Origin of the sequence: Vogesella indigofera (assembly GCF_003633895.1) — a bacterium.
Lineage (GTDB): Bacteria > Pseudomonadota > Gammaproteobacteria > Burkholderiales > Chromobacteriaceae > Vogesella > Vogesella indigofera.
Genome location: NZ_RBID01000015.1, coordinates 170,245 through 195,764, shown reverse-complemented (window position 1 = coordinate 195,764; position 25,520 = coordinate 170,245). Strand labels below are relative to the sequence as shown.

General features: G+C 62.7%; 24 protein-coding genes and 1 CRISPR repeat array. Of the genes, 18 read left to right on the top strand and 6 right to left on the bottom strand.

What is annotated here, in order from left to right:
- The first annotated feature begins 272 nt into the window (after positions 1-272).
- The 10 genes from C8E02_RS10925 (at position 273) to cas2e (ending at position 12,356) form a co-directional block, all read left to right on the top strand.
- Complete coding sequence (locus tag C8E02_RS10925; protein ID WP_120810797.1) at positions 273-1,718, top strand: DUF262 domain-containing protein; 1,446 nt, start codon at positions 273-275, stop codon at positions 1,716-1,718.
- On the top strand, positions 1,711-3,756 hold the full coding sequence (locus C8E02_RS10920) for a DUF262 domain-containing protein (RefSeq protein ID WP_120810796.1): 2,046 nt from the start codon (positions 1,711-1,713) through the stop codon (positions 3,754-3,756). Before C8E02_RS10925 ends, C8E02_RS10920 begins: the two co-directional genes overlap by 8 nt.
- Positions 3,757-4,227: 471 nt before the next feature.
- On the top strand, positions 4,228-6,789 hold the full coding sequence (gene cas3 / locus C8E02_RS10915) for a CRISPR-associated helicase Cas3' (RefSeq protein WP_211329222.1): 2,562 nt from the start codon (positions 4,228-4,230) through the stop codon (positions 6,787-6,789).
- A 2-nt stretch (positions 6,790-6,791) separates the two neighbouring features.
- Entirely contained in the window at positions 6,792-8,291 is a 1,500-nt protein-coding gene (gene casA, locus C8E02_RS10910; protein ID WP_120810794.1) for a type I-E CRISPR-associated protein Cse1/CasA, read from the top strand.
- Positions 8,288-8,815, top strand: a complete 528-nt coding sequence (casB, locus tag C8E02_RS10905) for a type I-E CRISPR-associated protein Cse2/CasB (RefSeq protein ID WP_047965633.1) — start codon at positions 8,288-8,290, stop codon at positions 8,813-8,815. The genes casA and casB overlap by 4 nt, the downstream gene beginning before the upstream one ends.
- On the top strand, positions 8,812-9,450 hold the full coding sequence (gene cas6e / locus C8E02_RS10900; RefSeq protein WP_120810793.1) for a type I-E CRISPR-associated protein Cas6/Cse3/CasE: 639 nt from the start codon (positions 8,812-8,814) through the stop codon (positions 9,448-9,450). The genes casB and cas6e overlap by 4 nt, the downstream gene beginning before the upstream one ends.
- A gap of 23 nt (positions 9,451-9,473) precedes the next feature.
- A complete protein-coding gene (gene cas7e, locus C8E02_RS10895; RefSeq protein WP_120810792.1) occupies positions 9,474-10,493 on the top strand; it encodes a type I-E CRISPR-associated protein Cas7/Cse4/CasC in 1,020 nt (339 codons plus the stop codon).
- A gap of 7 nt (positions 10,494-10,500) precedes the next feature.
- Positions 10,501-11,220, top strand: a complete 720-nt coding sequence (gene cas5e, locus C8E02_RS10890) for a type I-E CRISPR-associated protein Cas5/CasD (RefSeq protein ID WP_120810791.1) — start codon at positions 10,501-10,503, stop codon at positions 11,218-11,220.
- The gene (gene cas1e, locus C8E02_RS10885) at positions 11,213-12,091 is read left to right on the top strand and encodes a type I-E CRISPR-associated endonuclease Cas1e (protein WP_047965629.1); all 879 of its coding nucleotides are present in this window, start codon (positions 11,213-11,215) and stop codon (positions 12,089-12,091) included. Before cas5e ends, cas1e begins: the two co-directional genes overlap by 8 nt.
- Entirely contained in the window at positions 12,069-12,356 is a 288-nt protein-coding gene (cas2e, locus tag C8E02_RS10880) for a type I-E CRISPR-associated endoribonuclease Cas2e (protein WP_082133614.1), read from the top strand. Before cas1e ends, cas2e begins: the two co-directional genes overlap by 23 nt.
- A 47-nt stretch (positions 12,357-12,403) precedes the next feature.
- A CRISPR array of direct repeats spans positions 12,404-14,078; the repeat unit is 28 nt; unit sequence GTCTTCCCCACGCCCGTGGGGGTGTTTC.
- A 193-nt stretch (positions 14,079-14,271) separates the two neighbouring features.
- Here cas2e and C8E02_RS10875 read toward each other — a convergent pair.
- Entirely contained in the window at positions 14,272-15,171 is a 900-nt protein-coding gene (locus C8E02_RS10875; protein ID WP_120810790.1) for a DMT family transporter, read from the bottom strand.
- Positions 15,172-15,267: 96 nt separating this feature from the next.
- On the opposite strand from C8E02_RS10875, the gene C8E02_RS10870 reads away from it, so the two are divergent.
- Positions 15,268-16,056 (top strand): AraC family transcriptional regulator, encoded by a 789-nt coding sequence (locus C8E02_RS10870; protein ID WP_120810789.1) that lies wholly within the window; start codon positions 15,268-15,270, stop codon positions 16,054-16,056.
- A gap of 144 nt (positions 16,057-16,200) precedes the next feature.
- Positions 16,201-17,199: a hypothetical protein gene (locus tag C8E02_RS10865; RefSeq protein WP_120810788.1), complete on the top strand. Its 999-nt coding sequence runs from the start codon at positions 16,201-16,203 to the stop codon at positions 17,197-17,199.
- Between the two features lie 71 nt (positions 17,200-17,270).
- On the opposite strand, the gene dut is transcribed toward C8E02_RS10865, so the two are convergent.
- Positions 17,271-17,723, bottom strand: coding sequence for a dUTP diphosphatase (gene dut / locus C8E02_RS10860; RefSeq protein ID WP_047965624.1), 453 nt, complete (start codon positions 17,721-17,723; stop codon positions 17,271-17,273).
- Between the two features lie 72 nt (positions 17,724-17,795).
- Positions 17,796-18,968 carry a bifunctional phosphopantothenoylcysteine decarboxylase/phosphopantothenate--cysteine ligase CoaBC gene (gene coaBC, locus C8E02_RS10855; RefSeq protein ID WP_120810787.1) on the bottom strand — a complete coding sequence of 391 codons (1,173 nt, stop codon included), beginning with the start codon at positions 18,966-18,968 and terminating at the stop codon, positions 17,796-17,798.
- Between the two features lie 152 nt (positions 18,969-19,120).
- Here coaBC and radC point away from each other — a divergent pair, with 152 nt between their 5' ends.
- The 4 genes from radC (at position 19,121) to C8E02_RS10835 (ending at position 21,689) form a co-directional block, all read left to right on the top strand.
- Positions 19,121-19,795: a RadC family protein gene (radC, locus tag C8E02_RS10850; RefSeq protein ID WP_047965622.1), complete on the top strand. Its 675-nt coding sequence runs from the start codon at positions 19,121-19,123 to the stop codon at positions 19,793-19,795.
- Between the two features lie 102 nt (positions 19,796-19,897).
- Positions 19,898-20,149 (top strand): hypothetical protein, encoded by a 252-nt coding sequence (locus C8E02_RS10845; RefSeq protein ID WP_047965788.1) that lies wholly within the window; start codon positions 19,898-19,900, stop codon positions 20,147-20,149.
- Between the two features lie 170 nt (positions 20,150-20,319).
- Complete coding sequence (gene rbsK / locus C8E02_RS10840; RefSeq protein ID WP_120810786.1) at positions 20,320-21,225, top strand: ribokinase; 906 nt, start codon at positions 20,320-20,322, stop codon at positions 21,223-21,225.
- Between the two features lie 89 nt (positions 21,226-21,314).
- The gene (locus C8E02_RS10835) at positions 21,315-21,689 is read left to right on the top strand and encodes an oxidoreductase (RefSeq protein WP_047965620.1); all 375 of its coding nucleotides are present in this window, start codon (positions 21,315-21,317) and stop codon (positions 21,687-21,689) included.
- A gap of 67 nt (positions 21,690-21,756) precedes the next feature.
- Here the strand turns inward: C8E02_RS10835 and C8E02_RS10830 are convergent, their stop codons facing one another.
- Both C8E02_RS10830 and C8E02_RS10825 read right to left on the bottom strand, forming a co-directional pair.
- A complete protein-coding gene (locus C8E02_RS10830; protein WP_120810785.1) occupies positions 21,757-22,113 on the bottom strand; it encodes a 5-carboxymethyl-2-hydroxymuconate Delta-isomerase in 357 nt (118 codons plus the stop codon).
- A gap of 36 nt (positions 22,114-22,149) precedes the next feature.
- Entirely contained in the window at positions 22,150-22,926 is a 777-nt protein-coding gene (locus C8E02_RS10825) for a class II glutamine amidotransferase (protein ID WP_120810784.1), read from the bottom strand.
- Between the two features lie 152 nt (positions 22,927-23,078).
- Between C8E02_RS10825 and C8E02_RS10820 the strand changes: the two genes are divergently transcribed.
- Complete coding sequence (locus C8E02_RS10820; RefSeq protein WP_120810933.1) at positions 23,079-23,663, top strand: Ntn hydrolase family protein; 585 nt, start codon at positions 23,079-23,081, stop codon at positions 23,661-23,663.
- Positions 23,660-24,532 carry an Hsp33 family molecular chaperone HslO gene (gene hslO, locus C8E02_RS10815; RefSeq protein ID WP_047965617.1) on the top strand — a complete coding sequence of 291 codons (873 nt, stop codon included), beginning with the start codon at positions 23,660-23,662 and terminating at the stop codon, positions 24,530-24,532. The genes C8E02_RS10820 and hslO overlap by 4 nt, the downstream gene beginning before the upstream one ends.
- Positions 24,533-24,608: 76 nt before the next feature.
- Here hslO and C8E02_RS10810 read toward each other — a convergent pair whose 3' ends face one another.
- On the bottom strand, positions 24,609-25,463 hold the full coding sequence (locus C8E02_RS10810) for an HDOD domain-containing protein (protein ID WP_047965616.1): 855 nt from the start codon (positions 25,461-25,463) through the stop codon (positions 24,609-24,611).
- Positions 25,464-25,520: the final 57 nt, after the last annotated feature.

The following is a 25,520-nucleotide window of genomic DNA, read 5'->3' as shown; positions in this document are numbered from 1 at the left end:
GCTGACGTTTCGCATGGCACATCCCAGTGGCCGCTAAAGCCGAGCAGCTGACAACTCGGTAGCGCAGCCGACAGCAGTTTAGGCCACCCCGCTCATACAGCTGCAGTAGTGCGCAAGCTGACTGCGTAGTCTCCCAAGTGCGCAGTAATTACATTGAGAGTTTAGCTTTTATGTCATCACCCCATCACCCCTCAAATGAGGCTCTACGTTCAGAAGTGGATCGACTACACCCGGAAGTCCCTCCGCGGCCTACCGCTACCCAAGGAGGCGTGATGGAAAGCATCAACAATCAGGTGCTGTCAGTGAGCCAATTGCTGGCCATCAAGCAGCTGGCCATCCCCGACTATCAGCGCCCCTACCGCTGGGGTGCCAAAAATATCTCGGATCTCTTTACCGATCTGGCAACCCATCAGGACAAGAGCGCCTACCGGTTGGGTTCTGTGGTGTTCCACCAGCATGCTGATATAGACGAAACGCTCGATATCGTCGATGGTCAGCAACGCACCCTGACCTTGATGTTGACCGTCAAGGCGCTGATTGAGGTACTGGATGAAGAGCGCCGCAGTGGCAAGGAGCGGGCAACTCGATTCCAACGCCAGGACCTGCGGCAACAGCTGGAGGCATTAAAGGCACCCATCCACGACTTTATGGCACGCGAGCACTTCCCCAGTCGGGACTCGGAGCTGAACCTCAGGCGCAACTATTTGGAGCTGCGCAGGCTGGTGGCCCGACCGGAGTTTGACGAGCAGCAGATTGACTTTCTGCTCAACCGCTGTCAGGTGGTTTGCTTTGTGCTGCAGGATATATCGGAGGCGTTCCAGTTCTTCGATTCACAAAACGCCCGGGGGCGCGATCTGGCACCCCACGATTTGCTCAAGGCATTTCACCTGCGCGAGTTTGCTGAGCATGAAGCCAGCCTCAAGGCCGAGGCAGTTGCCCATTGGGAGCGCCTGCCAAGCGACGAGCTGGCCAACCTGTTCGCCCTCTATCTCTATCGGGTGCGTCAGTGGGCCGAGGGCAAGTCGGCTCGCTACTTTGGCAAGGGGGAGGTGGATCTCTTCAAGGGAGTCAATCTCGACCGGGTAGGGCACTTTCCTTATGTGGAGTCGCTTCGCATCACCCACCACTTCGTCGATGAGTACAACAGCCAATATCAGCGCAAGATAGACGGCCAGCGTATGGTATTCCCGTTTCATCTCGACCAGATGATCATCAATGGCAGGCGCTTTTTCGAGATGGCCGAGTACTACCAGAAGCGGGTGGCTGCCATCGTGGCCAAGGAGTCTGGCCCTGTACAGGGGCAATCGGTCACGCTGCTGGGTGAAGCGCTGACCCCGATGGCATGCAAGGTACTTTCTACCTTGAGCAGTTATGAACGGCGTCATCGCACCGGCGATCGCTATGTACGGGCCATGTTCGACTGCGCCCTGATCTTCTATATCGACAAGTTCGGCAGCCAAGGGCTGTCACTGGCCATCGAGAAGTGCTTTATCTGGGCCTATCGCTGCCGCATTCGCCAGCAGGTGGTGCAATTGGCCACCATGGATAACTACGTGCTGGAACACAATCTGATCCGCGCCATTCGTGATGCACGTCTGCCGGGTGATCTGCACGGTTTCCCTTTGCCGAGCATGAGCAGACAAGAGAACAAGAACAATCGCAACGGCTCCGAAGATGAGCTGGTCGGGCTGTTTCGGGAGATGAAATATTATGAATGACGCAGGCGTTCGCCCCTTTTCCATTCGTGCGCTACTGGAAGATAGCGCACGTTATCTGGTGCCCATGTACCAGCGCAACTATGCCTGGGGCGAGGGAGAGATCACCCAGTTGCTGCAGGATGTGCTCGACTATCAGCACAAATCGGTCAGTGATAAGGGGCCGCAAACCTACTATATTGGCACGCTGGTGGTGTTTGCCCGAGGTGATGGCAGCTTTGAGGTGATCGACGGCCAGCAGCGTTTTACCACCCTTTCGCTGCTGGCCAATTGGCTCAAGCATCAGGGGAAAATGGCGGTAGACATGAGCTGGTATCGCGCTATTAACCTCTCCTTCGAAAGCCGTCCGGTCTCGAGTCACACCTTCGAGCGCTTATGGCAGGGCGTTGCTCCCCACGATTTGCGTAGTAGTGCCTTCAACGAAGGGTTGGTGAACGGTTTTGAACTGATCGGCAAAGCATTGGCTGAGCTTGGCCTGGTTGGTGCCAGATTGACAGCCTTTTGTGACTACCTCTTCAAACATGTGCAGATCTCTCGCATCGAGGTGCCCAAGGATACCGATCTCAATCACTTCTTCGAGGCGATGAACAATCGCGGCGAGCAGCTGGAAAAGCACGAGGTGGTCAAGGCGCGGCTGATGGAAACGCTGAACCGGATCCCCGAGGAGGAGACTCGTCGCCAGAGCATCCATGTGCTGACCCGGGTATGGGATGCCTGTGCCAATATGGAGCGCTATATCCAGTACGGCTTTACACCGGATGAGCGTCACCGCCTGTTCGGCCAGAAAGACTGGGGACAGTTTGTGCCCCGGGATTTTGCCCACCTGCTCGATCTGCTGGCACCCTCTTGTAGCGCCAACTCGGCTGATAACACCGGTGATGGTGTGACTGCCAGCAGCCAGGGACGCACGCTGTTGGCCATTTTGCAGGATGACAGGCTCGATGTAGAGAAGAAGGTGGAGGAGGAGAGTGCGGGCTCGGAGCGCTTTAACAGCGTCATCAACTTCTCCAACTTTCTGCTCCATGTGCTGCGACTCGTCAGCCGTGACCCCGCTAGCACGGAAGGGGTGCCGCTTGATGACAAACAGCTGGTCGATCAGTTTGAGCTGCGGGTGATAAGGCAGCCGGATCCGGTAGCGGTAGTCCAGCGCTTTATCTATGGCCTGTTAAAGAGCAAGTACCTGTTTGATCAGTTCATCATCAAGCGCGAGTTTGCCGATGGCAAAGATGGCTGGAGTCTGAAACGGCTGCACTGGTATTCAAAAGAGAGCGTCAGCTACATCAATACCTTTGATGAGAACGAGGACGGGTTTGATGGAGTGAATCGGCGGATCCTGATGTTGCTGTCTGCGTTTCATGTATCGACCCCAACCTTGGTTTACAAGCACTGGCTTAACGGCGCTCTGCGCTATCTGTTCGACAACTGTCACCCTGAGCAACCGGTGGGGGCGGGGGCTTATCTTACCTATCTGGAGAGTCAGGCTCGCTGCTTTGTCTTCCAGCGCTTTTTGGCACCGGGTGAAGGGGCTACCTATTACCAGATGCTCTACTGTAATCACTCCCTGCTGCCCGGTATCGAAGTCGATGAAAGCTGGTATGAGGTGATTAAATCCAAACTGCGTTTTGGCCATATCGAGAACAACTTTGTCTTTAACTTCCTCGACTATCTGCTGTGGGTGAAAGACCGGTATAGCGATAAAGTGGCTGGCCCCTTTGAGTTCACCTTCCGCAGCTCTGTGGAGCACTTCTCACCCCAGCATCCCATGGATGGTTACGATCCGATCGACACCAACGCGCTCCATTCCTTTGGCAATCTTTGCCTGATCAGTCATAGCAAGAACTCGCGCCTGAGCAACTTTCAGCCCCAACAGAAGCGGGAACACTTCGAAGCGAGTCTTGCCAATAACCAGATCGATAGCCTCAAACTACTCTCGATGATTCGGTTGATGAAGAAGGAAGGCTGCTGGCGAGAACCCGAGATTGCAGCGCATCAGGTCGAAATGCTGGAGGTGCTGGCAGCTGAGGCAGCAAAGATGGAGTGATCCCTGGTTTCCTAGATACTGAATCGCTACGAGTCTTGTGGCCAGCCCTGGCCTAGAAAAATGACAATGGCCGGTCTGTACCCAGAACCGGCAATTTTTCATGGAGACGATACTGGCCGCGTTGGCCGATGATCTGCCGCTGTCGATGGCGGCCAGAGCGCAGGTCTTTGTCCGGTCTGGTGAATTGCGCGTCGCCCGCGGGGATGATTCGACATCGAGCGGGCGGAATAGCAGATCCCAGCCGAGCGCATGAAAATGTGCGCGATGCACATCGTACCGCTATCACAGCAAGCCCTTGCTCTGCTGGCCACCCATCTTGAAGCCTTCGCAGGCCGTGGTTACTTTCATAGCGAGGGCTGATTCACCTCTATCAATTCAATTTGCATCATTCTTGTATATGATGGTGGTCTTGATGAGAGTGAGCTTATGCTAAGACGGCCAGCAAAAACGGCAGCCATGCCAGAAGTCGCAGTGAAATTCGCCCTTTGCCCGGCAAAAACCTGGCAAAACTCGCAAGACCAGACTTTGCCGGGACGCGATGTGTTCAGTCATTGCCGCATCGTCGGTGAAGTCGCCCGTGAAATATTGCAACGTTGGCCGCAAGCGCTGCACCAGGCGCTATTTCCGGCTAATGCCCACTTGGTAGCCGCCAGCCACGATATCGGCAAGGTTAGCCCGACTTTCTATCTCAAAATCCGCAAGCACTGCGCCGCTGGCAGCCTGCCGCCGCTGGATAACCCCGAGCACGACCCCGAAAAGGAAAAGCAATGGGGCGGCCATGCCGGGGTCAGCCAGCTGGCTGCGCTGGCCATGGGCGTGCCGACGCTGTTGGCTGAAGTGCTGGGGCAGCATCATGGTTTTCGTCCGCCCGTTGGCATTTATCAGGCCAATGGTGAGGTCTTCGGTGGCCCAGCCTGGCAGGCCGAGCGTGTGGCACTGGTAGATGCCTTGAAAGAGGCACTGCAAGCGGACTGGCCGGCGCAAGTCACCCCGTCGCAGGCGCGCATGCTGGCAGGTCTCACCAGCGTGGCGGACTGGATTGGTTCCGGCCCGCATTTTGAAAACCCTGCCGATGACTGGCGGCCACGCATTACTCAAGCACTGGACGAAGCGGGTTTTGTGCCGCCGCGCATCCGTCCTGGCTTGAGTTTCCCAGATATGTTCGGCTTTTCGCCGCGCGGCATTCAGCAAAGTCTGGTGGAAAGCATCACCGGTCCCGGTGTCTATATTCTCGAAGCGCCGATGGGGCAGGGCAAGACCGAAGCCGCGCTGTACGCGGCTTATCGCATGCTGGCCGCAGGGCAGGCCACCGGCATTTATTTCGCGCTGCCGACCCAGCTCACCTCCAACAAACTCTACGAGCGTTTTGAACCCTTCCTGCAAGCCATATTGCAGCCTGACTGCATCCACCGGCAGGGCTTGCTTTTGCATGGCATGGCTTGGCTGATGCGAACGCAAATGGGCGAGGAAGGCCGCCCCGGTGGCGAGTGGTTCCAGCAGGCCAAGCGCGGGCTGTTGGCACCCTTTGCCGTCGGTACGGTTGATCAGGCGCTCATGGCGGTGATGAACGTGCGCCATGGCTTTGTGCGCGCCTTTGGTCTGGCCGGCAAAGTGGTGATTCTGGACGAAGTCCACAGCTACGACCTCTACACTGGCACCATCCTGCAACAGCTGGTCAGCCAGCTGCGTGACTGGGGTTGCACGGTCATCATCCTGAGTGCAACGCTTACGCAAGCACGGCGCGAACAACTGCTGCAGGTCAACGTGGCGCGGCAGGATTATCCGCTGATCAGCGCCTTGCCGCTCGATGCGTCAGCCGTCAACGAAATCCCCGCGCCTCCACCTCCCGCACGGCAATACGCGATCCAGCGGATGAACGACAACCGCGCGGCGCTCGACGAAGCCCTGCTCCGCGCCGAAGCCGGCCAGCAAGTGTTGTGGGTGGAAAACACCGTGGCCGAGGCACAAGCCATATACCAGACGTTGGCCGCCCGTGCGGCGGGTATGGGCGTGGCATGCGGCCTCTTGCATTCACGCTTCATCCACAGTCAGCGCCAGCATAACGAAGACCGCTGGGTTGGCCTGTTCGGCAAGCAAGGTTGGCCGCAACGCGCAGCACAAGGCCGCATTCTGGTGGGCACCCAGGTACTGGAACAGTCGCTCGATATCGATGCCGATTTCCTCGTCAGCCGCTTTGCTCCGACAGACTTGCTGCTGCAACGTCTGGGCCGCCTGTGGCGGCACCCCGATACCCCGCGTGTGGGCAACGCTAGCGCCGAGGTCTGGCTGCTGGCACCGGATGTGGCCAGCGCCATTGCCGACCCCTACACCGCATTTGGCCCGAGTGCCGCCGTCTACAGCCCTTATGTGCTGTGCCGCAGCCTGCAAAGCTGGCAAGCCATAACCAGCCTGACCTTGCCTGACGACATCCGCCGCTTGCTGGAACACAGCTATGCCGAGCAGGCAGAAGAGGGCGACATGGCGCGCTGGCAATACGAATTGCTCAACGGAGAAACCCGCCAGCCCTACCGCCGCAAGGGGACGCAAGCGCTGCAACGTCTTGCGCTGGCCACGCTGGCAACAGTCGGCAGCACAGAATCTGACGTCAACCCGTCCACCCGCTACAGCGAGCAGGACACGCAAGACGTGCTGCTGTTGCGCGGCATCCGGCTGCGGGATGACGGCAGCAGCGAGCTGACCCTGCTCGATGGTCGTGTCTGCCACCTGCCAGTGTCGCGCCATTGCTTGTCGCCACGCGAGTGGCGCGAGCTGAGCATCACCCTGCAAGCCGAGCTGCTCAAGCTGCGCCCGGCCGGTGCACCGCCGGCCAGTTTGCGTAAAAGGTTGGCCGCATTCGGCCTGGGCAATGTGTTTTACCTTGGTTCGCCCGAAGTCGAACACGCACCACTGCGAGTGGCGCTGGTCGATGGGCAAGACCGCGTCATGACACTGGATTGTCAGCCCGTGTCGGACAAACACGAATATCGCTACCGCGACGATCTGGGTTACCAGCGCGTCACCCGCAAGGACTAAGCATGGAAAACCGTTTCAACCTGATCGACGAGCCGTGGATACCGATTGCCGACGTTGGCCGCGTGAGCCTGGCGCAGCTGTTCGGCAATCCGCAATACCGTGCCTTGGGTGGCAACCCGGTACAGAAAATCGCGCTGATGAAGCTGCTATTGGCCATCGCCCAAGACGCCACCACGCCGGACGACGAGGCCGGCTGGCAAGCCTTGAGCGAGTCAGATCTTGCTGGCAGCTGCCTTGCTTATCTCGAGCAATGGCATCACCGCTTTTATCTGTATGGCGAAGAGCCTTTTCTGCAGATGCCGGCGATAGCGCGTGCCGAAATCAAAAGCTACGGCACGGTGATGGCAGAAATCTCCACCGGTAACACCACTGTATTAAGCCAGGGTCAGCAGGAAAGAGTGCTTGATGACGCTGACAAGGCTTTGCTCTTGCTTGTACAGATGGGCTTTGCGCTTGGCGGTACAAAAACAGACAGAAGTGTGAGGATCAGACGAAGCAACAAGGCCGAAGTGGAGGTGTTCAAAGGAAAAGGTAAACCATCAAAGCCTGGCCCTTCTGTCGGGTTCATGGGGTTCCTGCACAACTTTGTTCTTGGTGAAACACTTCACCAAACTTTACGACTTAACTTGCTGACGCAGGCAAACATCAGCGCAAGTGCACTGTATCCAGGAGGGCTTGGGACTCCGCCTTGGGATTCGGTACCTCAAGGTGAAGAATGCGACATTGCTAGGCACTACAAGACAACGCTGCAAGGTCGTTTACTGCCGCTGTCACGCTTTTGTTTCCTGACCAGCGAAGGCCTGCACTATGGGGAGGGCTTGCTACATCCCGATTATGCGGATGGCGGCATAGACCCGAGCATTGCCATTAAACATGGAGGGAGCAAACCCAAAGTTCTTTGGGTTAATCCGGGCAGGCGACCTTGGCGCGAACTAACCGGACTTCTGGCCTTTTTGGCGGGAAAAGAGGCGTTTGAATGCTTGCAGCTCCGCGTAGCAGAGTCCCGCTTGAGAGACCATGACGGGATGTTTGCTATCTGGTCTGGTGGCTTGAGCGTTAGCGACAAAATGGGCGAGCAGGGTATTAAGGCTGAAGATGATTACGTTGAGTCTATTGTCTGGTTAGAGGCAAAAGTTTTGGCGGGTGACTTCTGGTACACCAACCTCAGTACCGAAATGACCTCACTCGATGCACTGGCCCGGCAGCTCTACGCCTGCGTCCTCGGCTATTACAAGGCGCAACTTGTGGATGGCAAACCATTGGCCGAGCAAGCTACCGCCTTGTTCTGGCAACTGTGCGAGCGCCACGCGCAAAGCCTGTTTGACCTCTGCGACAGCGGCGAAGAAAACCGTATCGCCCGCCACGAGCTGCGCAAAACCTTTGCGGCCAACCTTCATGCGGCCTTCGACCGGCTGTGCCCAAATCAGACCGCCCGGCAGCTGGATGCCTGGGCGCAAAACCGCCCCAATCTCAGCAAATACCTGCAACAGGAGGCCCCATGACCGAAGTAAAACCCGACAAGGCAGCCAGCTTTGTTGGCCATGTCCTGTCACGCTGTCAGGACGACAAGGGCTTTGCTGCCCGTCTGCGTCGCGCCGACAACCCCGCTACCGAATACCAGAGCTGGGACGTGCTTGCCAGTTTCGGCATTGGGCTGGAATACGACCACCCGCGTCTGGCTTACCAGACCGTGGCCGCCAGCATCGCGCGTGCCAAAGACACGGCCAATGGCAGCCTGACGCTGGGCCGCGCGATAGCCGCCTGCTACGAGGATGGCAATAACAGTGATCAGGCCAAGGCCCGCCTGCGCCGCCTGCTGGCTTGCGATGACGTGGCCGAGCTGTGCCGCATCCTGCGCGGCCAACTGTCGCTGATCGACAGCAAGGCCGGACAGGCACTGGATTATCAGCGCCTGCTCAAGCAATTGCTGGCTTTCCACTTTGATGCGCAGCGCGTCAAGGCACAGTGGGCGCAAGAGTTTTACGGTAAGGCTGACGACAAACCAGACAGTGAGGATGCAGCATGAGCAACACCCTCTTTGCCAGTGTGCTGCATCTGTCGCGGCAAGACTGCCAGGCATTGCGGCTGACCGACCCGTACTCGCTGCATCGCGTGGTCTACAGTCTGTTTCCCGATCAGCGCAGCGAAGCCGACAAACAGGCCAGCGAAGCCAGCGGCATCCAGTTTGCCGATCTCGGCGGCGATGGGCGCGGCCGCAAGGTGATGCTGCTGTCCGACCGCCCGCCTGCGGCCAACGTTGACGGCCAGTACGGCGAGGTGAACAGCCGGGCGCTGCCGGCCGGTTTTCTGGATCACCGGCTTTACCGCTTCCGCATCGTCATCAACCCCACTCGTCGCGACAACGCCAGCAAAAAACTGCTGCCGGTCAAAGGGCGCGAGGCGATAGCCGACTGGTTCATGGCGCGCGCTGAGGCGAGCTGGGGGTTTGTGGTCGACCCTGCCGCGCTGCAGGTCGAGCGCGTCGAAGTCTTGCGCTTCAGGGAAAAAGCCCAGCGCGATGTCACGCTGGCGCAAGCCCACATTACCGGCGTACTGCGCGTGGCTGACGCCGACACCTTCCGCCAGAGCGTTGCGCGCGGTATCGGCCGTGGCCGCGCCTTTGGCTGCGGGCTGCTGCAAATTGTCCCGATGACCGAATGAGTCTTAAAAATCAAGGAACTGCCATGCAAAACAAACTGCGTATCGAATATCACATCCTGCAATCCTTCCCCGTGACCTGCCTGAACCGTGACGACGTGGGCGCCCCCAAATCTGCTGTGGTCGGCGGCACCACCCGCGCACGTGTCAGCTCGCAATGCTGGAAGCGCCAGGTACGGCTGTCGATGCAGGATTTCGGCATCAAGCTGGGGGTGCGCACCAAAAAAGTCAGCGAATTGCTGACGGCTGCCATGCAGCGTGCCGGTGCCGAAGAGGCTGCGGCCAACCTTTGCGCCGAAAAAATTGCCGCAGTACTCAGTGATGACACTCTGCTGTTCATCAGCGCGACTGAAGCCGATGCCTTTGCCGCCTACGCCAAAGAGCTGGGCTTTGACGCGGCAGCCATCAAGGAAAAAGAACTGGGCAAGGTCGGCAAAAAGGCACTGAACCCGGGCATTGACGCGCTGGACATTGCGCTGTTTGGCCGCATGGTCGCCAAGGCACCGGACATGAACGTCGAAGCCGCCGCCAGCTTCGCCCACGCTATCTCCACCCATAAAGTCACCAACGAGGTCGAGTTCTTCACCGCGCTGGACGATCTGCAAGACGAACCCGGCTCCGCCCATATGGGCAGCCTGGAATTCAACGCCGCCACCTACTACCGCTACATCAGCCTCGATCTTGGCCAACTGGCACAGACGCTGGGGCCGGATGCCGACCTGAAAGCCGCCATCGTGGCCTTCACCAAGGCGCTGTTCGTTGCCGTGCCGTCCGCTCGCCAGACCACGCAATCCGGTGCTTCGCCGTGGGAATTCGCCAAGGTGCTGGTGCGTCGCGGCCAACGTCTGCAAGTGCCGTTCGAGACCGCCGTCAAGGCACAAGGCGGCTATCTGCAACCAAGCATTAGTGAGTTGAAAACCTACCTGGGCAAGAAAGAAAAACTGGCTGGCAGCCTGTTTGGCAAAGTGGGCGACTACGAGTGGGGCGAAGACGAGAATTTCAGCATCGACGCGCTGATTGCCCGCCTGCAATCCCATGTCGAGTGAGGCAGCCATGAACCACCCTTATCTGCTGCTGTGGCTGGAGGGGCCGCTGCAAGCCTGGGGGCACGACTCGCGTTTTGGCCGCCGCGACACGCTGGACTTCCCCACCAAATCCGGCGTATTGGGCTTGCTGTGCTGCGCGCTGGGCGCTGGTGGCGAACAGCGCGAATGGCTGGCGCGCCTGGCCGACCTCGACTTGCAACTGCTGGCCTATACGCCGGCCGACAAGCTGGGCAAAGCCACGCCGCGCCTGCCGCTACTGCGCGACTTTCACATGGTGGGCAGTGGCTACGACGATGCCGACCCCTGGCAAAGCCTGCTGACTCCCAAAACCAGCGAAGGTAAAAAGGCGGTCGGGGGCGGTACCAAGATGACCTACCGCTACTACCTGCAAGACATGGCCTTTGCCGTGGCGCTGCAAGTGCCGGCAGACGAAGCCGACCGCTTGGCCGCCGCCCTGCAAAACCCGGTATGGGACATATACCTGGGGCGCAAGACGTGCGTGCCGACCGAGCTGGTCTATCAGGGCGTTTTCGCCACGGCAGGCGATGCGCTGGCGGCTGCGGCCAACCTTGCTGCGCAAAAGGGCAGGGCGCCCAGCTTTGCCGTGCGCCAGGGCGAGCACGATGGTGAGGTGATCACGCTTAATGACGTGCCGCTGCAATTTGGGCAGCACAAGCGTTATCGCGACCACCGCGTAACCGTGCTACCGGTAGATGCTGATGGCTGACGGCCAGCGCCTCTTGGTGAAAGTCACCCGTGAATCCCTGCCGCAGATTCGGGACAAATACCCATTTCTGTACCTGGAGCGCGGGCGGCTGGAGGTGGACGACAGCAGCGTGAAATGGTTGGATGCCGATGGGCAGGTCATTCCCCTGCCCATCGCCACTATCAATACACTCTTGCTCGGCCCCGGCACCAGCATTACCCATGAGGCTGTCAAAACCATAGTGGCGGCCAACTGCGCGGTCAGCTGGGTGGGCGAGGACAGCCTGCTGTTTTACGCCGCAGGCTTTTTGCCCACCGCCGACACCCGCAACCTCAAGCAGCAGATAAGGTTGGCCGCAGACGACGACAAGGTGTTGGAGGTGGCACGGCAGATGTACGCCCGCCGCTTTCCCGATGCCGAACTGGCTGGCAAAAGCCTCGCCGCCATGATGGGGATGGAAGGTCAGCGTGTGCGCATCCTTTACCAGCAGAAAGCCGAGCATTATCAGGTGGGCTGGAAAGGGCGACAGTATGTGCCGGGCAAGATGGAGCTATCCGACATCACCAATCAGGTACTCACCAGTTGCAATGCCGCCTTGTACGGCATCCTGTGTTCGGTGATTCACAGTCTGGGCTACTCGCCGCACATCGGGTTTATCCACTCGGGAAGCCCGCTGCCCTTTGTGTACGATATGGCCGACCTGTACAAGGAACACCTGTGTATTGACCTGGCCTTTTCGCTCACCAAAGAACTGGCGGGACGTTACAACAAACAGGTGGTCTCCGGCCGGTTTCGCGAACGGGCCCTGCAGATGGACCTGCTGACGCAGGCCGTGGACGATGTGCAAACCTTGATGGGAGGAGGTAAGCGTGGTCGTCGTGCTCGCCAATGAACTGCCGCCAGCAGTACGCGGGCGCATGAAACTGTGGTTTGTCGAACCGCGCGCCAACGTGTTTGTTTCTGGCATCAAGGATTCTGTTGCGCAAACCGTCGTGGACTATTTGCTGAGTCATTGTCCGGCAGAGTCGGGCGTGATGATTTTCATGAGCCAGCCACAGGCACCGGGTTACCGGCTGTACACCATCGGCCCACCGCGCAAACCGCAAATCGAAATCAGCGGCCTGCAACTCATCGTCGAAACCCTGAATTCGAAATAAACGCATCATCTGGTATCGTTCGCCGCGATCCGCTACCGGATCTTGGTGTCTTCCCCACGCCCGTGGGGGTGTTTCCCCGACCAAGCTGCAGACATTCTGGAACAACGTGTCTTCCCCACGCCCGTGGGGGTGTTTCCGTCAGCACAGCCGACCAGGCCGGCCGGCAGAAGTCTTCCCCACGCCCGTGGGGGTGTTTCCGGACCTGGTGGCGCAAATCCGCGAGGAAGCCAGTCTTCCCCACGCCCGTGGGGGTGTTTCTCCTTCGGCCAAGGCTCTGTATTCGTCGCAGCTGTCTTCCCCACGCCCGTGGGGGTGTTTCCTGCAGGTCGTTTTCGTGCTGGTCGATGTGCTCGTCTTCCCCACGCCCGTGGGGGTGTTTCCAGCTTGAGGCAAGACTTGCCAAGGTGCGCGAGGTCTTCCCCACGCCCGTGGGGGTGTTTCCTCTTCTCCTTCCTCTTCTCCTCTTCTTCCTCTGTCTTCCCCACGCCCGTGGGGGTGTTTCACAACATCAAGCTGCAAGGCCCGGGCAAGTACAGTCTTCCCCACGCCCGTGGGGGTGTTTCCTTCAAGGTCAGCCGCGCCGGCTTTATGGTGAAGTCTTCCCCACGCCCGTGGGGGTGTTTCCTCCTCCAGGTGGTGCTGCACCACCCGGTAGAGGTCTTCCCCACGCCCGTGGGGGTGTTTCTGCCCCGATCGGGGCACTGAGAGGAGGTTTAGAGTCTTCCCCACGCCCGTGGGGGTGTTTCCTTCGTGTCTGCCGGCTGGGTGATGTCGCCGCGGTCTTCCCCACGCCCGTGGGGGTGTTTCTACCGACGGTCCATAGCTGCAGGCCGTTTTTGAGTCTTCCCCACGCCCGTGGGGGTGTTTCCGGCACAGCCTCATTGCCAGCGAGGCGGAAGTAGTCTTCCCCACGCCCGTGGGGGTGTTTCCCGGCATCGAGCGCAGGCTGGTGGCGGAGTTGGGTCTTCCCCACGCCCGTGGGGGTGTTTCCCAGCCTTCATCCGTCTCGCTGTCGATGTTGACGTCTTCCCCACGCCCGTGGGGGTGTTTCTCCCCCGATCACCCCTGATCGGATTTGCTTCAAGTCTTCCCCACGCCCGTGGGGGTGTTTCCGCGCAGACGGCGTACACCGACAAGGACATCCGGTCTTCCCCACGCCCGTGGGGGTGTTTCTGACGCATCCCACGTCCGACCCTCGCGGATAGCGTCTTCCCCACGCCCGTGGGGGTGTTTCGCCGTCGGAGCGACATGTCTCCCCGGCAACCGGGTCTTCCCCACGCCCGTGGGGGTGTTTCTATCGAAGATGCGCTCAACACGCGCGATGCGAAGTCTTCCCCACGCCCGTGGGGGTGTTTCCTCAATCGGTGCCGCCTCGTTGCGGCTGGCGTAGTCTTCCCCACGCCCGTGGGGGTGTTTCCGCCTTGCACCACATGGCGCAGGCTTCGATGTAGTCTTCCCCACGCCCGTGGGGGTGTTTCTCTGACCCGGCTGACCCGGCGCACCGCCGTACAGTCTTCCCCACGCCCGTGGGGGTGTTTCCCACAACTATCATCCGAGTGCCGGTCAGATCAGGTCTTCCCCACGCCTGTGGGGGTGTTTCCTTGTACCTGGACGAGTATTTCTGGATCCCGCGGTCTTCCCCACGCCCGTGGGGGTATTTCTTCGTTGTGACGGCCGCGCACGGTGATCTCGACGTCTTCCCCACGCTCGTGGGGGTGTTTCCCATCCAGAAGGGTCAGTTCAAGGGATAAAGTGTGTACCTTTCTGTTTTTTTACGATGCAATAATCATTATCTGGCAAGGCTTTCAGGCCATAGTTCGGTAGAAGTCAGTACCATATTGACTTCCAGGGAAGTCCAAGACAGAGCAGAAACCCGCTAGCCACAAGGCTTTGCGGGTTTTTTGTCGTCCAGGCTTTACGCGGATTGCGTCGCCGGCCGCCAGCGCCGCCACAGCGGGGCGAGGGCGCCCTGGGTCAGGCTGACGCCGAGCAGGATCAGGCCGCCGCCCAGCCAGTGATAGGCGTGGATGGTTTCGCCAAGCAGCAGGCTGGCGATCAGCGCGGTAAACAGCGGCAGCAGGTTCATGAAGATGGCGGTGCGTTCGCTGCCCAGCTGCTGCAGGCCGCGCATCCAGAAGTAGGCGGCGAGGATGGAGGAGGCGATGCCGGCGAACAGCACCAGCGGGATGCCGGCGGCGGGAATGGCCAGGCTGTCTGCGCTGGCGGCCAGCGGTGTCAGCATCGCCACCGCCAGCAGCACTTGGCTGTACAGGTTCAGCCACTGCCCGAACGGCGGCGCCCAGCGCTTGTAGAGGATGCCGTACAGCGCGTATGACGCCGAGCCGATCAGCATCAGCGCGTCGCCACGGTTGATGCCGCCAGCCAGCAGGCTGGCCGGATCGCCATGGCCGAGCAGGTACAGCACGCCGGCCAGCGACAGCGCCACGCCCAGCATGGCCGCCGGCGCGATGCGCTGGCGGAACACCACGCCGTTCAGCAGCAGCCCCAGCAGCGGGATCAGCGCGCAGATCACGCCCATATTGGTGGCGCTGGTGCTGTGTGCGGCGTAGTAGGCCAGACACTGGTACATCACCATGCCCAATAGCGACAGCACGGCAAGCTGCGGCAGGTGCGGGCGCAGCTCGGCGCGGCGGCGCCACAGCGGGCGTGCCAGCAGCGGCGTGAGCACCACGGCGGCGACCAGCCAGCGGTAGAAGGAAATGGCGGCCGGGTCGAACACGCCAGCGGCAGCCTTGGAAACAACGGTGTTGGCGGCCCAGATCAGCACCGCCAGCAGGGGAAACAGTACGGCCATGACAACGCTCCTGCGGCAAGATGGCGCCAGTGTAAGCCTGTCTGTTTTGTTGCTTATAATGCAAAACAGACAAACTCATGCGCCAAATCCGACAACATGCTGCCGCCTTACTCCGCCATCGACCTGCAGCTGCCACCACCGGCACCGCTGTACTTCCGCTACGAGCAGTTCATGGCCAATACCGATTTCGAGCCGCACCGCCATCCGTGGGGCCAGATCAACCGCATCAGCCTCGGCCTGCTGGAACTGGTGCTCGACGACAAGCGGCTGATCGCGCCGGCCGACTACCTGGTGTGGGTGCCGGCGGAGAGGGTGCACGCCGCGCACGTGCGGCAGGCGATGGACTATCTGTCGGTGTACGTCAGCCCGGAGTTGGCCGCGCGTCTGCCGGACCGCGCCTGCCTGATCGCGCAGACGCCGCTGGTGCGCGCCCTGCTGGAGGATTTCCGCCAGCGCGAGGTGGCGGCGATGGGCGATGCGTGGGACGTGCGCCAGGCCGAGCTGCTGGTCGAGCATCTGGTGCGCGCCGGCAGCGTCGACAGCTACCTGCCGGACAGCAGCGACCGCCAGCTGCAGCCGATACTGGCCGCCATCCGCGCGCTACCCGGCGACAACACCACGCTGGGCCACTGGGCGCAACGGGTGCACAGCACCGAGCGCACGCTGGCGCGGCGCTTCCAGCAGCAGCTGGGGATGAGCTTCGTGCAGTGGCGCAACCGCGTGCGGCTGCTGCAGGCGCTGGCGTGGCTGAAGGAGGGCTGGCCGGTGCAGGACATCGCGGCGCAGCTGGGCTATGGCACGCCGTCGGCGTTCATCGCCATGTTCGGCAAGCAGGTCGGTTTTTCGCCGGAACGCTACCGGCGGCAGATGCGCGGCGAGGGCTGAGGCGGCGAGGGTTGGCCGCCGCATGGGCCGGCGGCTTTGCCGGCGACCAGCATGATGGCATGATGCGCCCAGTGGCCGGATCGCTACGGCACCGCGACTGTGCGGTGGCGATGACGGCAGAATCAGTGACGGGAGAAGGGCAACATGTATACAGAAGAAGATCTCGCTTCGGCGGTGCGCGCCGGCATCTTCAGCGCGGACACGGCGGCGGCGTTTCGCCATCATGTCGCAAGGCAGCAGCCAGTGGCGGATGAGGAGCATTTCCGCCTGCTGAGCGGGTTCAACGACGTGTTCGTGGTCATCGCCAGCGTGTTGCTGCTGCTGGCAGTGGGCTGGATTGCCGGCACGCTGGCGCCATGGTGTGGTGGCGTGGCGGTGGCGGTGACGGCGTGGGGGCTGGCCGAGGTGTTTACCCGCCAGCGGCGGATGGCGCTGCCGTCCATCGTGCTGCTGCTGGCGTTTGTCGGTGGCACTGGCATGGCTGGCATGGCGTTGCTGGCGGGGGCGATCGCGGACTCGGTGCTGGTGACGGTGCTGGCCAGTGCCATGGCGACCGCCGCAGCCTGGCTGCACTGGCGCCGTTTCCAGGTGCCGATTACGGTGGCCGCCGGCACTGCGGCGCTGACCGGCTGTGTCGCGAGTCTGCTGCTGGCCGCATTGCCGCTGCTGCACGACTGGCTGAACCTGGTCGTGTTCGGCGCTGGCCTCGCCAGCTTCGTATTGGCGATGCGCTGGGATAGCAGCGACCGCCAGCGCCAGACGCGGCGCGCCGATGTCGCGTTCTGGCTGCATCTGCTGGCGGCACCGTTGCTGGTGCATCCGGCGTTCCAGCAGTTGGCCGGCCCCGGCGGCCACTCCGGCGTGGCGCAGGCGCTGCTGGTGCTGGCGCTGTATGGCGCGATTGCGCTGGTATCGCTGTGTATCGACCGCCGCGCGCTGATGGTGTCGGCGCTGGCCTATGTGCTGTACGCGTTCAGCGGCCTGCTGGAGCAGTACGGTGTCGTCAGCCTGGGCTTTGCCATTACCGCGCTGCTGATCGGAGCGGCGCTGCTGACGCTGTCGGCGTTCTGGCATGTCTGCCGCGTGGCGGTGCTGCGGCGGATTCCGCCGGCGTGGCAGGCGCACTTGCCGCCGCTGCAGTAAACGGCGCGGCACAAAACACTGCGGCCAACCTTGTCGCCAAGGTTGGCCGCAGTGTTTTTAACAGCAGGGGCTTACTTGCGGCCGGTGCTGCCGAAGCCGCCTTCGCCGCGTTCGGAGGCGTCGAAGCTGTCGACGATGTTGAAGCCGACCTGCACCACCGGCACGATGATCATCTGCGCGATGCGTTCCAGCGGCTTCAGCACGAAGTCGCTGTCGCCGCGGTTCCACACCGACACGAACAGCTGGCCCTGGTAGTCGGAATCGATCAGGCCGGTGAGGTTGCCCAGCACGATGCCGTGCTTGTGGCCGAGGCCGGAGCGGGGCAGGATCATCGCCGCCAGTTTGGGGTCGGCCAGGTGGATGGCCATGCCGGTCGGTACCAGCACCGTCTGGCCGGGCACGATGGTCATCTCGGCGTCGATGGCGGCGCGCAGGTCCAGCCCGGCAGAGCCGCTGGTGGCGTAGGCCGGCAGGTTGTCCTTCAGGCGGGCGTCGAGGATTTGAACGTCGATGGTGGGTTTCATGCGCTAACTCGTTTCATGGGCTAAAAGGAAAGGTTGGCCGCAGGCCTGCGGCCAACCTTGTGTGCTTGGGCTTCAGAGCAGGCGGGCCAGGTGGGCGACGATGGCGCGTGCCACCTCGGCCTTGGCCATCGCCGGCAGCGGGTGCTGGCCGGCGTCGTCGAGCAGGGTGACCTCGTTGTCGTCGCTGCCCATCGCTTGCTGCGCCAAGTTGGCGACCAGCAGCGGCACCTTTTTCTTGCGGCGCTTGCTGTCGGCAAACTGCAGCAGGTTCTGGCTTTCGGCGGCAAAGCCGACGCAGAACGGCGCCGCCGGCAGGCTGGCGACGGTGGCGAGGATGTCGGGGTTTTCTTCCAGCTCGATCAGCGGCAGCGCGTCGCCCTTCTTGATCTTGTGCTCGCTGCGGTTCTTGACGCGGTAGTCGGCGACCGCGGCAACGCTGATGAACACCTGGCTGCGGCCAACCTCGGACAGCACCGCCTGGTACATCTCGCCGGCGCTTTGCACCGGCAGCAGGCGCACGCCCAGCGGCGCGGCCAGCGCGGTGGGGCCGGAGACCAGCGTCACCTCGGCGCCGGCGTCGCGACAGGCGCGGGCCAGTGCGTAGCCCATCTTGCCGGAGCTGATGTTGGTGATGCCGCGCACGGTGTCGATCGCCTCGTAAGTCGGCCCGGCGGTGAGCAGCACCTGCTTGCCGGCCAGCACTTTCTCGTCGAAGAAACCGTTCAGCAGGTCGAAGACTTCTTCCGGCTCCAGCATGCGGCCGGGGCCGGTCTCGCCGCAGGCCTGCACGCCGTGCGCCGGACCCCACACCTGCACGCCGTCGGCCTGCAGCTGGGCGACGTTGCGCAGGTTGGGCGGGTTCTCCCACATCTGGCGGTTCATCGCCGGCACCACCACCAGCGGGCAGGTGCGCGCGCTGGCCATGGTCGAGATCAGGTCGCTGGCGGCGCCGTGTGCCAGCTTGAACAGGCAGTCGGCGGTGGCCGGCACGATCACGAACACGTCGGCGCGGCGCGACATCTCGATGTGCGCCATCGCGTTGTCGGGGCGGCTGTCCCACACATCGCTGTATACCGCATTGCCCGACAGCGCCTGGAAGGTCAGCGGCGTCACGAAGCGGGTGGCGGCTTCGCTCATCACCACTTCGACGTGATGGCCGGCCTTGACCAGCAGGCGGGTCAGCTCGGCGGCCTTGTAGGCGGCGACACCGCCGGTAATGCCCAGCAGGATGCGTTTTTGCGTCATCGGTTCGGCTTTGTGTTGGTTGGCAACAGAGCGCGAATTGTAACGTATTCGCCGCCGCCGGCAGCGCGGCGCGTGGGCGCGGTACTACATAATAGTGATATGTCATTAAAAACCTGCTACATATCATGCTATAGCCCAATAAGGAGTCTGCGATGTCGATTGCCCACTGGCCGGAAGCGGAACGTCCGCGCGAAAAGCTGTTGCAGCGCGGCCCGGCGGTACTGTCCGATGCCGAGTTGTTGGCCATCTTCCTGCGCACCGGCATCCGCGGCTGTTCGGCGGTGGACATGGGGCGGCAGCTGATCCAGCGCTTCGGCAGTCTGGGCAAGCTGCTTTCGGCGGAGCCGGGCGATTTTGCCCGCGGCAGCGGGCTGGGGCCGGCCAAGTACGCGCAGTTCATGGCGGTGAAGGAGCTGGCGCGGCGGGTGCTGGCGGAGGAAATGCAGCTGGGCGATGCACTGTCCAGCCCGCAGGCGGTGCGGCAGTACCTGCGGCTGGCGATCGGGGTGCGCGATGTGGAGGTGTTCGTGGCGCTGTTCCTGACGGCACAAAACCGGGTTTTGGCGGTCGAAGAAATATTCAGGGGCACCCTCACCGAGACGCGGGTCTACCCGCGCGAGATCGTGCGCCGCGCACTGCAGCACAATGCCCATGCGGTGATCGTCGCGCACAACCATCCGTCCGGCGTGGCGGAACCCTCCGCCGCCGACCGGGCACTGACCGCCAGCCTCAAGCAGGCGCTGGCCTTGGTCGATATCAGTTTACTGGATCATTTTGTGGTCACCGGCAGCCACGCCGAATCCCTCGCGGAGCGTGGCTGGATGTAGCAGGCTGCGGCTACCGGCACGCTGCGGCAAAGTTTGTCATGGCTAGCATGTAAACCGGCCCCGCCTTTCGTGACGGAGCGTGGCAGCACCAAGGAGACCATCATGAACATCCTGCGCTTGCTGAATCAGTCCGACTACATCCAGATCAACAACCAGTTGATCAAGCCCGAATTCATGTATGCCTCGGAAGACTACGCCGACGAAGACGACGTGGCGCTGGAGGCCTCGCTCGACGGCAGCGAGTTCACGCTGACCGTGGCCGAGCTGGAAGAGGCGACACCGCTGTCCGACGGCGGTTACTGGCTGGAGAGTGTCGGTTACATCCGTTTCCTGTCGCAGACCAGCCTGCACTGAGCGCGGCCGGGCCGCGCGGCACCGGGCTGCCAGCTGTCCGCCGCCAGGCGGGCACTTGGCAGCCTTTTTCATGGCGGCGATACTGCGCGCTGCGTGCGGGGCGCCGCGGCGATGGCGGCCGAGCGCGCCGCATTGATATTTCCGATAACGACAGCACACGAGGGCAGGGTATGGGCAAGGTGGTGGTGGTAGGCAGCATCAATATGGATCTGGTGGCGCTGGCGCCGCGCTTTCCGCAACCGGGCGAAACCATCACCGGCGAGCGCTTCCTGACCCTGCCCGGCGGCAAGGGCGCCAACCAGGCGGTGGCGGCGCGGCGGCTGGGCGCCGAGGTCAGCATGGTGGGCAAGGTTGGCCGCGACGCCTTCGGCGGCGAGCTGCTGGCCGGGCTGCAGGCGGAGGGCGTCGACACCCGCCACGTCGGCGTGGCCGACGGTGTTGCCAGCGGCGTGGCGGTGATCACCGTCAGCGGCGGCGACAACCACATCGTGGTGATCCCCGGCGCCAACCACCAGCTGTTGCCGGCCGATATCGAGGCTGCCGCGGCCACCATCGCCGCCGCCGATGTGATCCTGACGCAGCTGGAAATCCCGCTGCCGACGGTGCGCGCGCTGCTGGCGCTGGCGGCGCGCCACCGCGTGCCGGTGATACTGAACCCGGCGCCGGCAATTGTCTTGCCGCAGGACATCATCGACGGCGCCAGCCTGCTGACGCCGAACGAACACGAGCTGGCGCTGCTGCTGCAGCGCGAGGGCGAGGACATCGCGACGCTGCTGGCCGCGCTGCCGGGCAAGGTGGTGATGACGCACGGCAAGCAGGGCGCCTGGCACGCGCGCGCCGACGGCAGCCTGCACCACCAGCGCGGCTTCGCGGTGACGGCGGTGGACAGCACCGGCGCCGGCGACACCTTCAACGGCGCGCTGGCGGCCTTCCTGCCGCAGGGGGTGGAGACGGCGATGCGGCTGGCCGCCGCCGCCGGCGCGCTGGCGGTGACCCGGGTTGGCGCCCAGGGCGGCATGCCGACGCTGGCCGAGCTGCAGGCCTTCCTGGCGGTGCAGGATGCGGCGGGGAATTGATCCAGCGCAATTCGCCGGCCGGCGCGGATTGCTAGAGTGTCGCCTTCTGATGCCTGATGCCTGGTGCATAGGCAGTCATGGAGGTCACAATGGAAAAAATCCGCATTGCCATGGTGGGGGCCGGTGAAACCGGTACGCCGCTACTCAAGCAGCTGCTGGCTGCGCCTTTTGTCGAACTGGTCGGCGTCGCGGAGCTGAATCTTGCGTTGCCGGGCATCGCGATCGCGCGCGAGGCAGGGGTGCCGGTCACCGATAACTTCATCGAGCTGGCCGAGCAGGGCGAACGCATCGACATCATCATCGACCTCACCGGCTCGCGCAAAGTCCGCGAGGACCTGCGCCGTTTCATGCAGTTTGCCGGTAACAGTCACACGGTGATCATGCACGAACGCATCGCGCTGCTGATGATGTCGCTGTCGGCCGGTGCGCTGGTGCCGACCCGTCACGAGTCGTTGTCCTACTGAGTTTTGCAGTGCACGCATCAAAAAAGGGAGGCCGCGGCCTCCCTTTTTCTTTGTGCGGTGTCGCCGTTCAGGCGCACGACTTGGCGTAGCTGGCGCGGTGGATGTCGCGCACCTCCACGCAGCGCTGCAGCGCGACGCCGGGCGGGGCCGCGACCTGCGCGTCCAGCACCTGCAGCAGCGCCGTCGACAGTGCCTGCTTCACCGTGTCGCTGCGCCCCGCCAGCAGGTCGAGGCGGACGTGCACGAAGGCGTGGCCGTCGTCGGCCTCGCCCACCAGGTAGTCGTCCAGCCGCAGCGCGCGGCTCTTGATGTCCAGCGCCTCGAACTGGCCGCTGGCGATGAGCGCGGCATTGAGCGCGTGCAGCAGCGGGCGCACGGCAAGGCGGTCGAGATTGGCACTGTATTCGGCAGTCAGGTGCGGCATGGGGGCTTTCCGGCCTTGCGGCCAACGTTGGGGGGATCAGGACTGGTGTTGCAGCAGCGGCGCGCCGTCGCGGAACAGGATCATTTCGCCGGCCTGCATCGCCGTCCACTGCTCGTTGTCGGTCAGCGGGATGGTGGCGATTACCGCGACACGGTCGTCGGGGGTGGTCACGGTGGCAAAGTCGACGGTGACGTCCTCGTCGACCAGGTGCGCCGCCGGGAACGGCGCCTGGCGCACGATGTAGTGCAGTTTGGTGCTGCAGTGGGTGATCAGCCAGTCGCCGTTGGACAGCATGAAGTTGAAGATGCCGTAGCCGTGCAGCTCGGCGGCCAGGCGCGCGATTTCGGCAAACAGCGTGGCGGTATCCGGCGGCGTGCACCACTTGGCGCGCAGCGCTTCCATGATGTAGCAGAACGCGGCCTCGGAATCGGTGCTGCCCACCGCGTTGTAGTAGCAGCCGGGGTGGGCGTGGAAATCCTTCAGGTCGCCGTTGTGGGCAAAGATCCAGTACTGGCCCCAGATCTCGCGCTGGAACGGGTGGCAATTGGCGAGGTTGATCACGCCCTGCGTCGCCTTGCGGATGTGCGCGATCACGTTTTGCGACTTGATCGGGTACTGCCGCACCAGCGCCGACACCGGCGAATCCGCCGACGGCTTGTCGTCGATGAACAGGCGCACGCCCTTGCCCTCGAAAAAGGCGATGCCCCAGCCATCGGCGTGATGGTCGGTCAGCCCGCCGCGGCGGTGGAAGCCCTCGAAGGAAAACAGGATGTCGGTCGGGGTATTGCAGTTCATGCCGAGCAGCTGGCACATGGTGGGTCCGTTTCTGCGGTGTTGCCGGGGTGATGCCTTATTGTTTCACGCAGCGGCGCGCCCGCCAAGCCCGTTGCCGCGCCGGATGCAGGCAGGGCTTGCAATTTCCAGTAAAATCACCACCTTTGCTTTCTTTTCCGGGGGAGATGGCGATGACCACCATCGTGGTAGTACGCAAGAACGGGCAGATCGCCATCGCGGCGGACAGCCAGACCACGTTTGGCGACGACCAGCGCTTGCCGGCGGCCTATGACGTGTTTCACGACAAGATCTTCCGTCTCGGCGACAGCTATCTGGCCATTGCCGGCTCGGCGGCGCACGACCTGGTGCTGCAGGGCGCGCTGAAGGGGATGAAATCGCGCGATCTGTCCAGCCGCAGCGGCCTGTTCGAGACCTTTCGCAAGATCCACCCCAAGCTGAAAGACCACTTTTTCCTGCGCCCGGAAGAAGACGAGGAAGACCCGTACGAATCCAGCCAGATGATGGTGCTGGTCGCCAATAGCCACGGCATCTTCGGCGTCTACCCGATGCGCGAGGTGTACGAATTTTCCCGTTTCTGGGCCATCGGCTCCGGCCGCAAGTTCGCGATGGGCGCGATGCACGCGCTGTACGACAGCGCGCTGGACGCCAGGGCGATCGCCGAGGCGGCGGTGCGTGCCGGCGCCGAGTTCGACGCCAGCAGCGCGTTGCCGATGTCGCTCTACACTGTTTCGATTGATAAGGATTCTGACAAATGAACCAAGCCGATACCCTGCAGCGCTTCCTGTTCGACGGTGTGCCGGTCCGCGGCGCGCTGGTGCGCCTGGACGGTGCCTGGCAGCAGGTGGTGACCCGCCACAACTACCCGGCGGCGGTGCGCCACGTGCTGGGCCAGATGGTCGCCGCCAGCAGCCTGCTGGCTGCCAACCTCAAGTTCGACGGCACGCTGATCATGCAGCTGCACGGCAAGGGCGCGCTGCGCCTGGCGGTGGCGGAATGCACCAGCGAGCGCACCGTGCGCGCCACCGCGCGCTTTGACGCCGCCATCACCGACGCGCCGCTGGCCGAGCTGCTGGGCGAGGGCGGCACCTTCGTGGTGACGCTGGAGCCGAAAGAGGGCGAGCCGTGGCAGGGTATCGTGGCGCTGGAGGGCGACAGCATCGCGCAGATGCTGGAGAACTACATGCAGCGCTCGGAGCAGCTGGACACCCGCCTTATCCTGGCCTGCAACGACGATACCGCCGCCGGCCTGCTGCTGCAGCGCCTGCCGGACGGTCACGGCGACGCCGAAGGTTGGCCGCACGTGGTGGCGCTGGCCGACACCCTGCAGCAGGACGAGCTGCTGACACTGGGGGCCGACGACATCCTGTACCGGCTCTACCACCAGGAAACGGTGCGCGTGTTCGACCCGGCGGCGGTCAGCTTTGCCTGCAACTGCAGCGAGGAGCGCGTCGGCGAGATGCTGAAGCTGCTCGGCGGCCAGGAGGCGGCCGACGTGGTGCTGGAGCAGGGCAGCATCGAGATCGGCTGCGAGTATTGCGGCCAACGTTATGTGTTCGATGAAGACGACGTGAATCGCCTGTTCAACTTCGACGTGATGGCCGCGGTGCGCGAAGCACGCCACTGAAACAGCGTGCACAGCACAAACAAAAACCGGACGCCAGCGTCCGGTTTTTTCATGGCTGCCGCCGAGGAGGCAGCGCTCAGTGGTGCAGCTGGTGGTGCATGCTGTCGACCCAGTCCTCGAACTCGGTGCTGTCCATGCCCAGATAGCTGACGATGTCGTCGGCGCGCTCGCGCCAGGCGCCGTCGCCGTGGTGGTCGGTACTGGTGCGCCACACGTACTGTGCCGCGCGCGCCACCGCCACCATCATCATGTGCTCGTGGTCCAGCAGCGGCTCGCTGCCGACCTGGAACAGCTCCGGCTGGTGCTGCAGCAGGATCGCCTGGCAGAACGGCTCCGGCATGTTCCAGGTGCGTGCCACCAGGTAGCCGACGATGTCGTGGCTGGTGTTGTGGAATTCCTGCTCGATCTTGCTGATCTGGCGGTCGCGCGCCTGGCCGATCAGGCGCAGTGTGCGTTCGTAGCGCGTATCGCGCATCAGCATCACCGCGATGCCGCAGCTGCGGAACAGCGCAAAGCTCTGGCACTCTTCCGTCGGGCGGCCCAGCCGCTCGCACAGCGCGGCGGCGATGGCGGCCTCCTGCATGCTGCGTTCCCAGAGCTGCTCGATCGCCGGCGGCGATTCTGCAGTCAGCGCCAGGCGCAGCAGCAGGCCGCTGACCAGGGTGATGGTGTTGCGGGTGCCGAGCAGGCTGACCGCCTGCTGCACCGAGGTGATGTTGCGCTGGCTGCTGAATAGCGGGCTGTTGGCGGCCTTGAGAATGGCGGCCGACAGTCCGATGTCGGTGGCGATCAGCCCGGCGACATCCAGCAGGCTCATCTCCGGATCGTTGCGCAACGCGGCGAGCTGGTCCAGCAGCGCCGGACGCGGCGGAATTACCAGGTTGCGTACCAGCGCGGCGGTGGTGTCTTGGTCGAAATGGGGAACCTTCATGTTGCGGCCGCTTTTTATGGTGGGGTGGGTACAGGGCAATACGGCACAGTGTACCCG

Coding starts and splice junctions, on each gene's coding strand:
- casB (WP_047965633.1), top strand. CDS start 8,288: ATGACCGAAGTAAAACCCGACAAGGCAGCCAGCTTTGTTGGCCATGTC.
- C8E02_RS10835 (WP_047965620.1), top strand. CDS start 21,315: ATGGAAAAAATCCGCATTGCCATGGTGGGGGCCGGTGAAACCGGTACG.
- cas6e (WP_120810793.1), top strand. CDS start 8,812: ATGAGCAACACCCTCTTTGCCAGTGTGCTGCATCTGTCGCGGCAAGAC.
- C8E02_RS10875 (WP_120810790.1), bottom strand. CDS start 15,171: ATGGCCGTACTGTTTCCCCTGCTGGCGGTGCTGATCTGGGCCGCCAAC.
- C8E02_RS10870 (WP_120810789.1), top strand. CDS start 15,268: ATGCTGCCGCCTTACTCCGCCATCGACCTGCAGCTGCCACCACCGGCA.
- C8E02_RS10820 (WP_120810933.1), top strand. CDS start 23,079: ATGACCACCATCGTGGTAGTACGCAAGAACGGGCAGATCGCCATCGCG.
- coaBC (WP_120810787.1), bottom strand. CDS start 18,968: ATGACGCAAAAACGCATCCTGCTGGGCATTACCGGCGGTGTCGCCGCC.
- dut (WP_047965624.1), bottom strand. CDS start 17,723: ATGAAACCCACCATCGACGTTCAAATCCTCGACGCCCGCCTGAAGGAC.
- C8E02_RS10920 (WP_120810796.1), top strand. CDS start 1,711: ATGAATGACGCAGGCGTTCGCCCCTTTTCCATTCGTGCGCTACTGGAA.
- casA (WP_120810794.1), top strand. CDS start 6,792: ATGGAAAACCGTTTCAACCTGATCGACGAGCCGTGGATACCGATTGCC.
- C8E02_RS10925 (WP_120810797.1), top strand. CDS start 273: ATGGAAAGCATCAACAATCAGGTGCTGTCAGTGAGCCAATTGCTGGCC.
- cas7e (WP_120810792.1), top strand. CDS start 9,474: ATGCAAAACAAACTGCGTATCGAATATCACATCCTGCAATCCTTCCCC.
- cas5e (WP_120810791.1), top strand. CDS start 10,501: ATGAACCACCCTTATCTGCTGCTGTGGCTGGAGGGGCCGCTGCAAGCC.
- C8E02_RS10845 (WP_047965788.1), top strand. CDS start 19,898: ATGAACATCCTGCGCTTGCTGAATCAGTCCGACTACATCCAGATCAAC.
- radC (WP_047965622.1), top strand. CDS start 19,121: ATGTCGATTGCCCACTGGCCGGAAGCGGAACGTCCGCGCGAAAAGCTG.
- rbsK (WP_120810786.1), top strand. CDS start 20,320: ATGGGCAAGGTGGTGGTGGTAGGCAGCATCAATATGGATCTGGTGGCG.
- hslO (WP_047965617.1), top strand. CDS start 23,660: ATGAACCAAGCCGATACCCTGCAGCGCTTCCTGTTCGACGGTGTGCCG.
- C8E02_RS10825 (WP_120810784.1), bottom strand. CDS start 22,926: ATGTGCCAGCTGCTCGGCATGAACTGCAATACCCCGACCGACATCCTG.
- C8E02_RS10865 (WP_120810788.1), top strand. CDS start 16,201: ATGTATACAGAAGAAGATCTCGCTTCGGCGGTGCGCGCCGGCATCTTC.
- C8E02_RS10810 (WP_047965616.1), bottom strand. CDS start 25,463: ATGAAGGTTCCCCATTTCGACCAAGACACCACCGCCGCGCTGGTACGC.
- C8E02_RS10830 (WP_120810785.1), bottom strand. CDS start 22,113: ATGCCGCACCTGACTGCCGAATACAGTGCCAATCTCGACCGCCTTGCC.
- cas1e (WP_047965629.1), top strand. CDS start 11,213: ATGGCTGACGGCCAGCGCCTCTTGGTGAAAGTCACCCGTGAATCCCTG.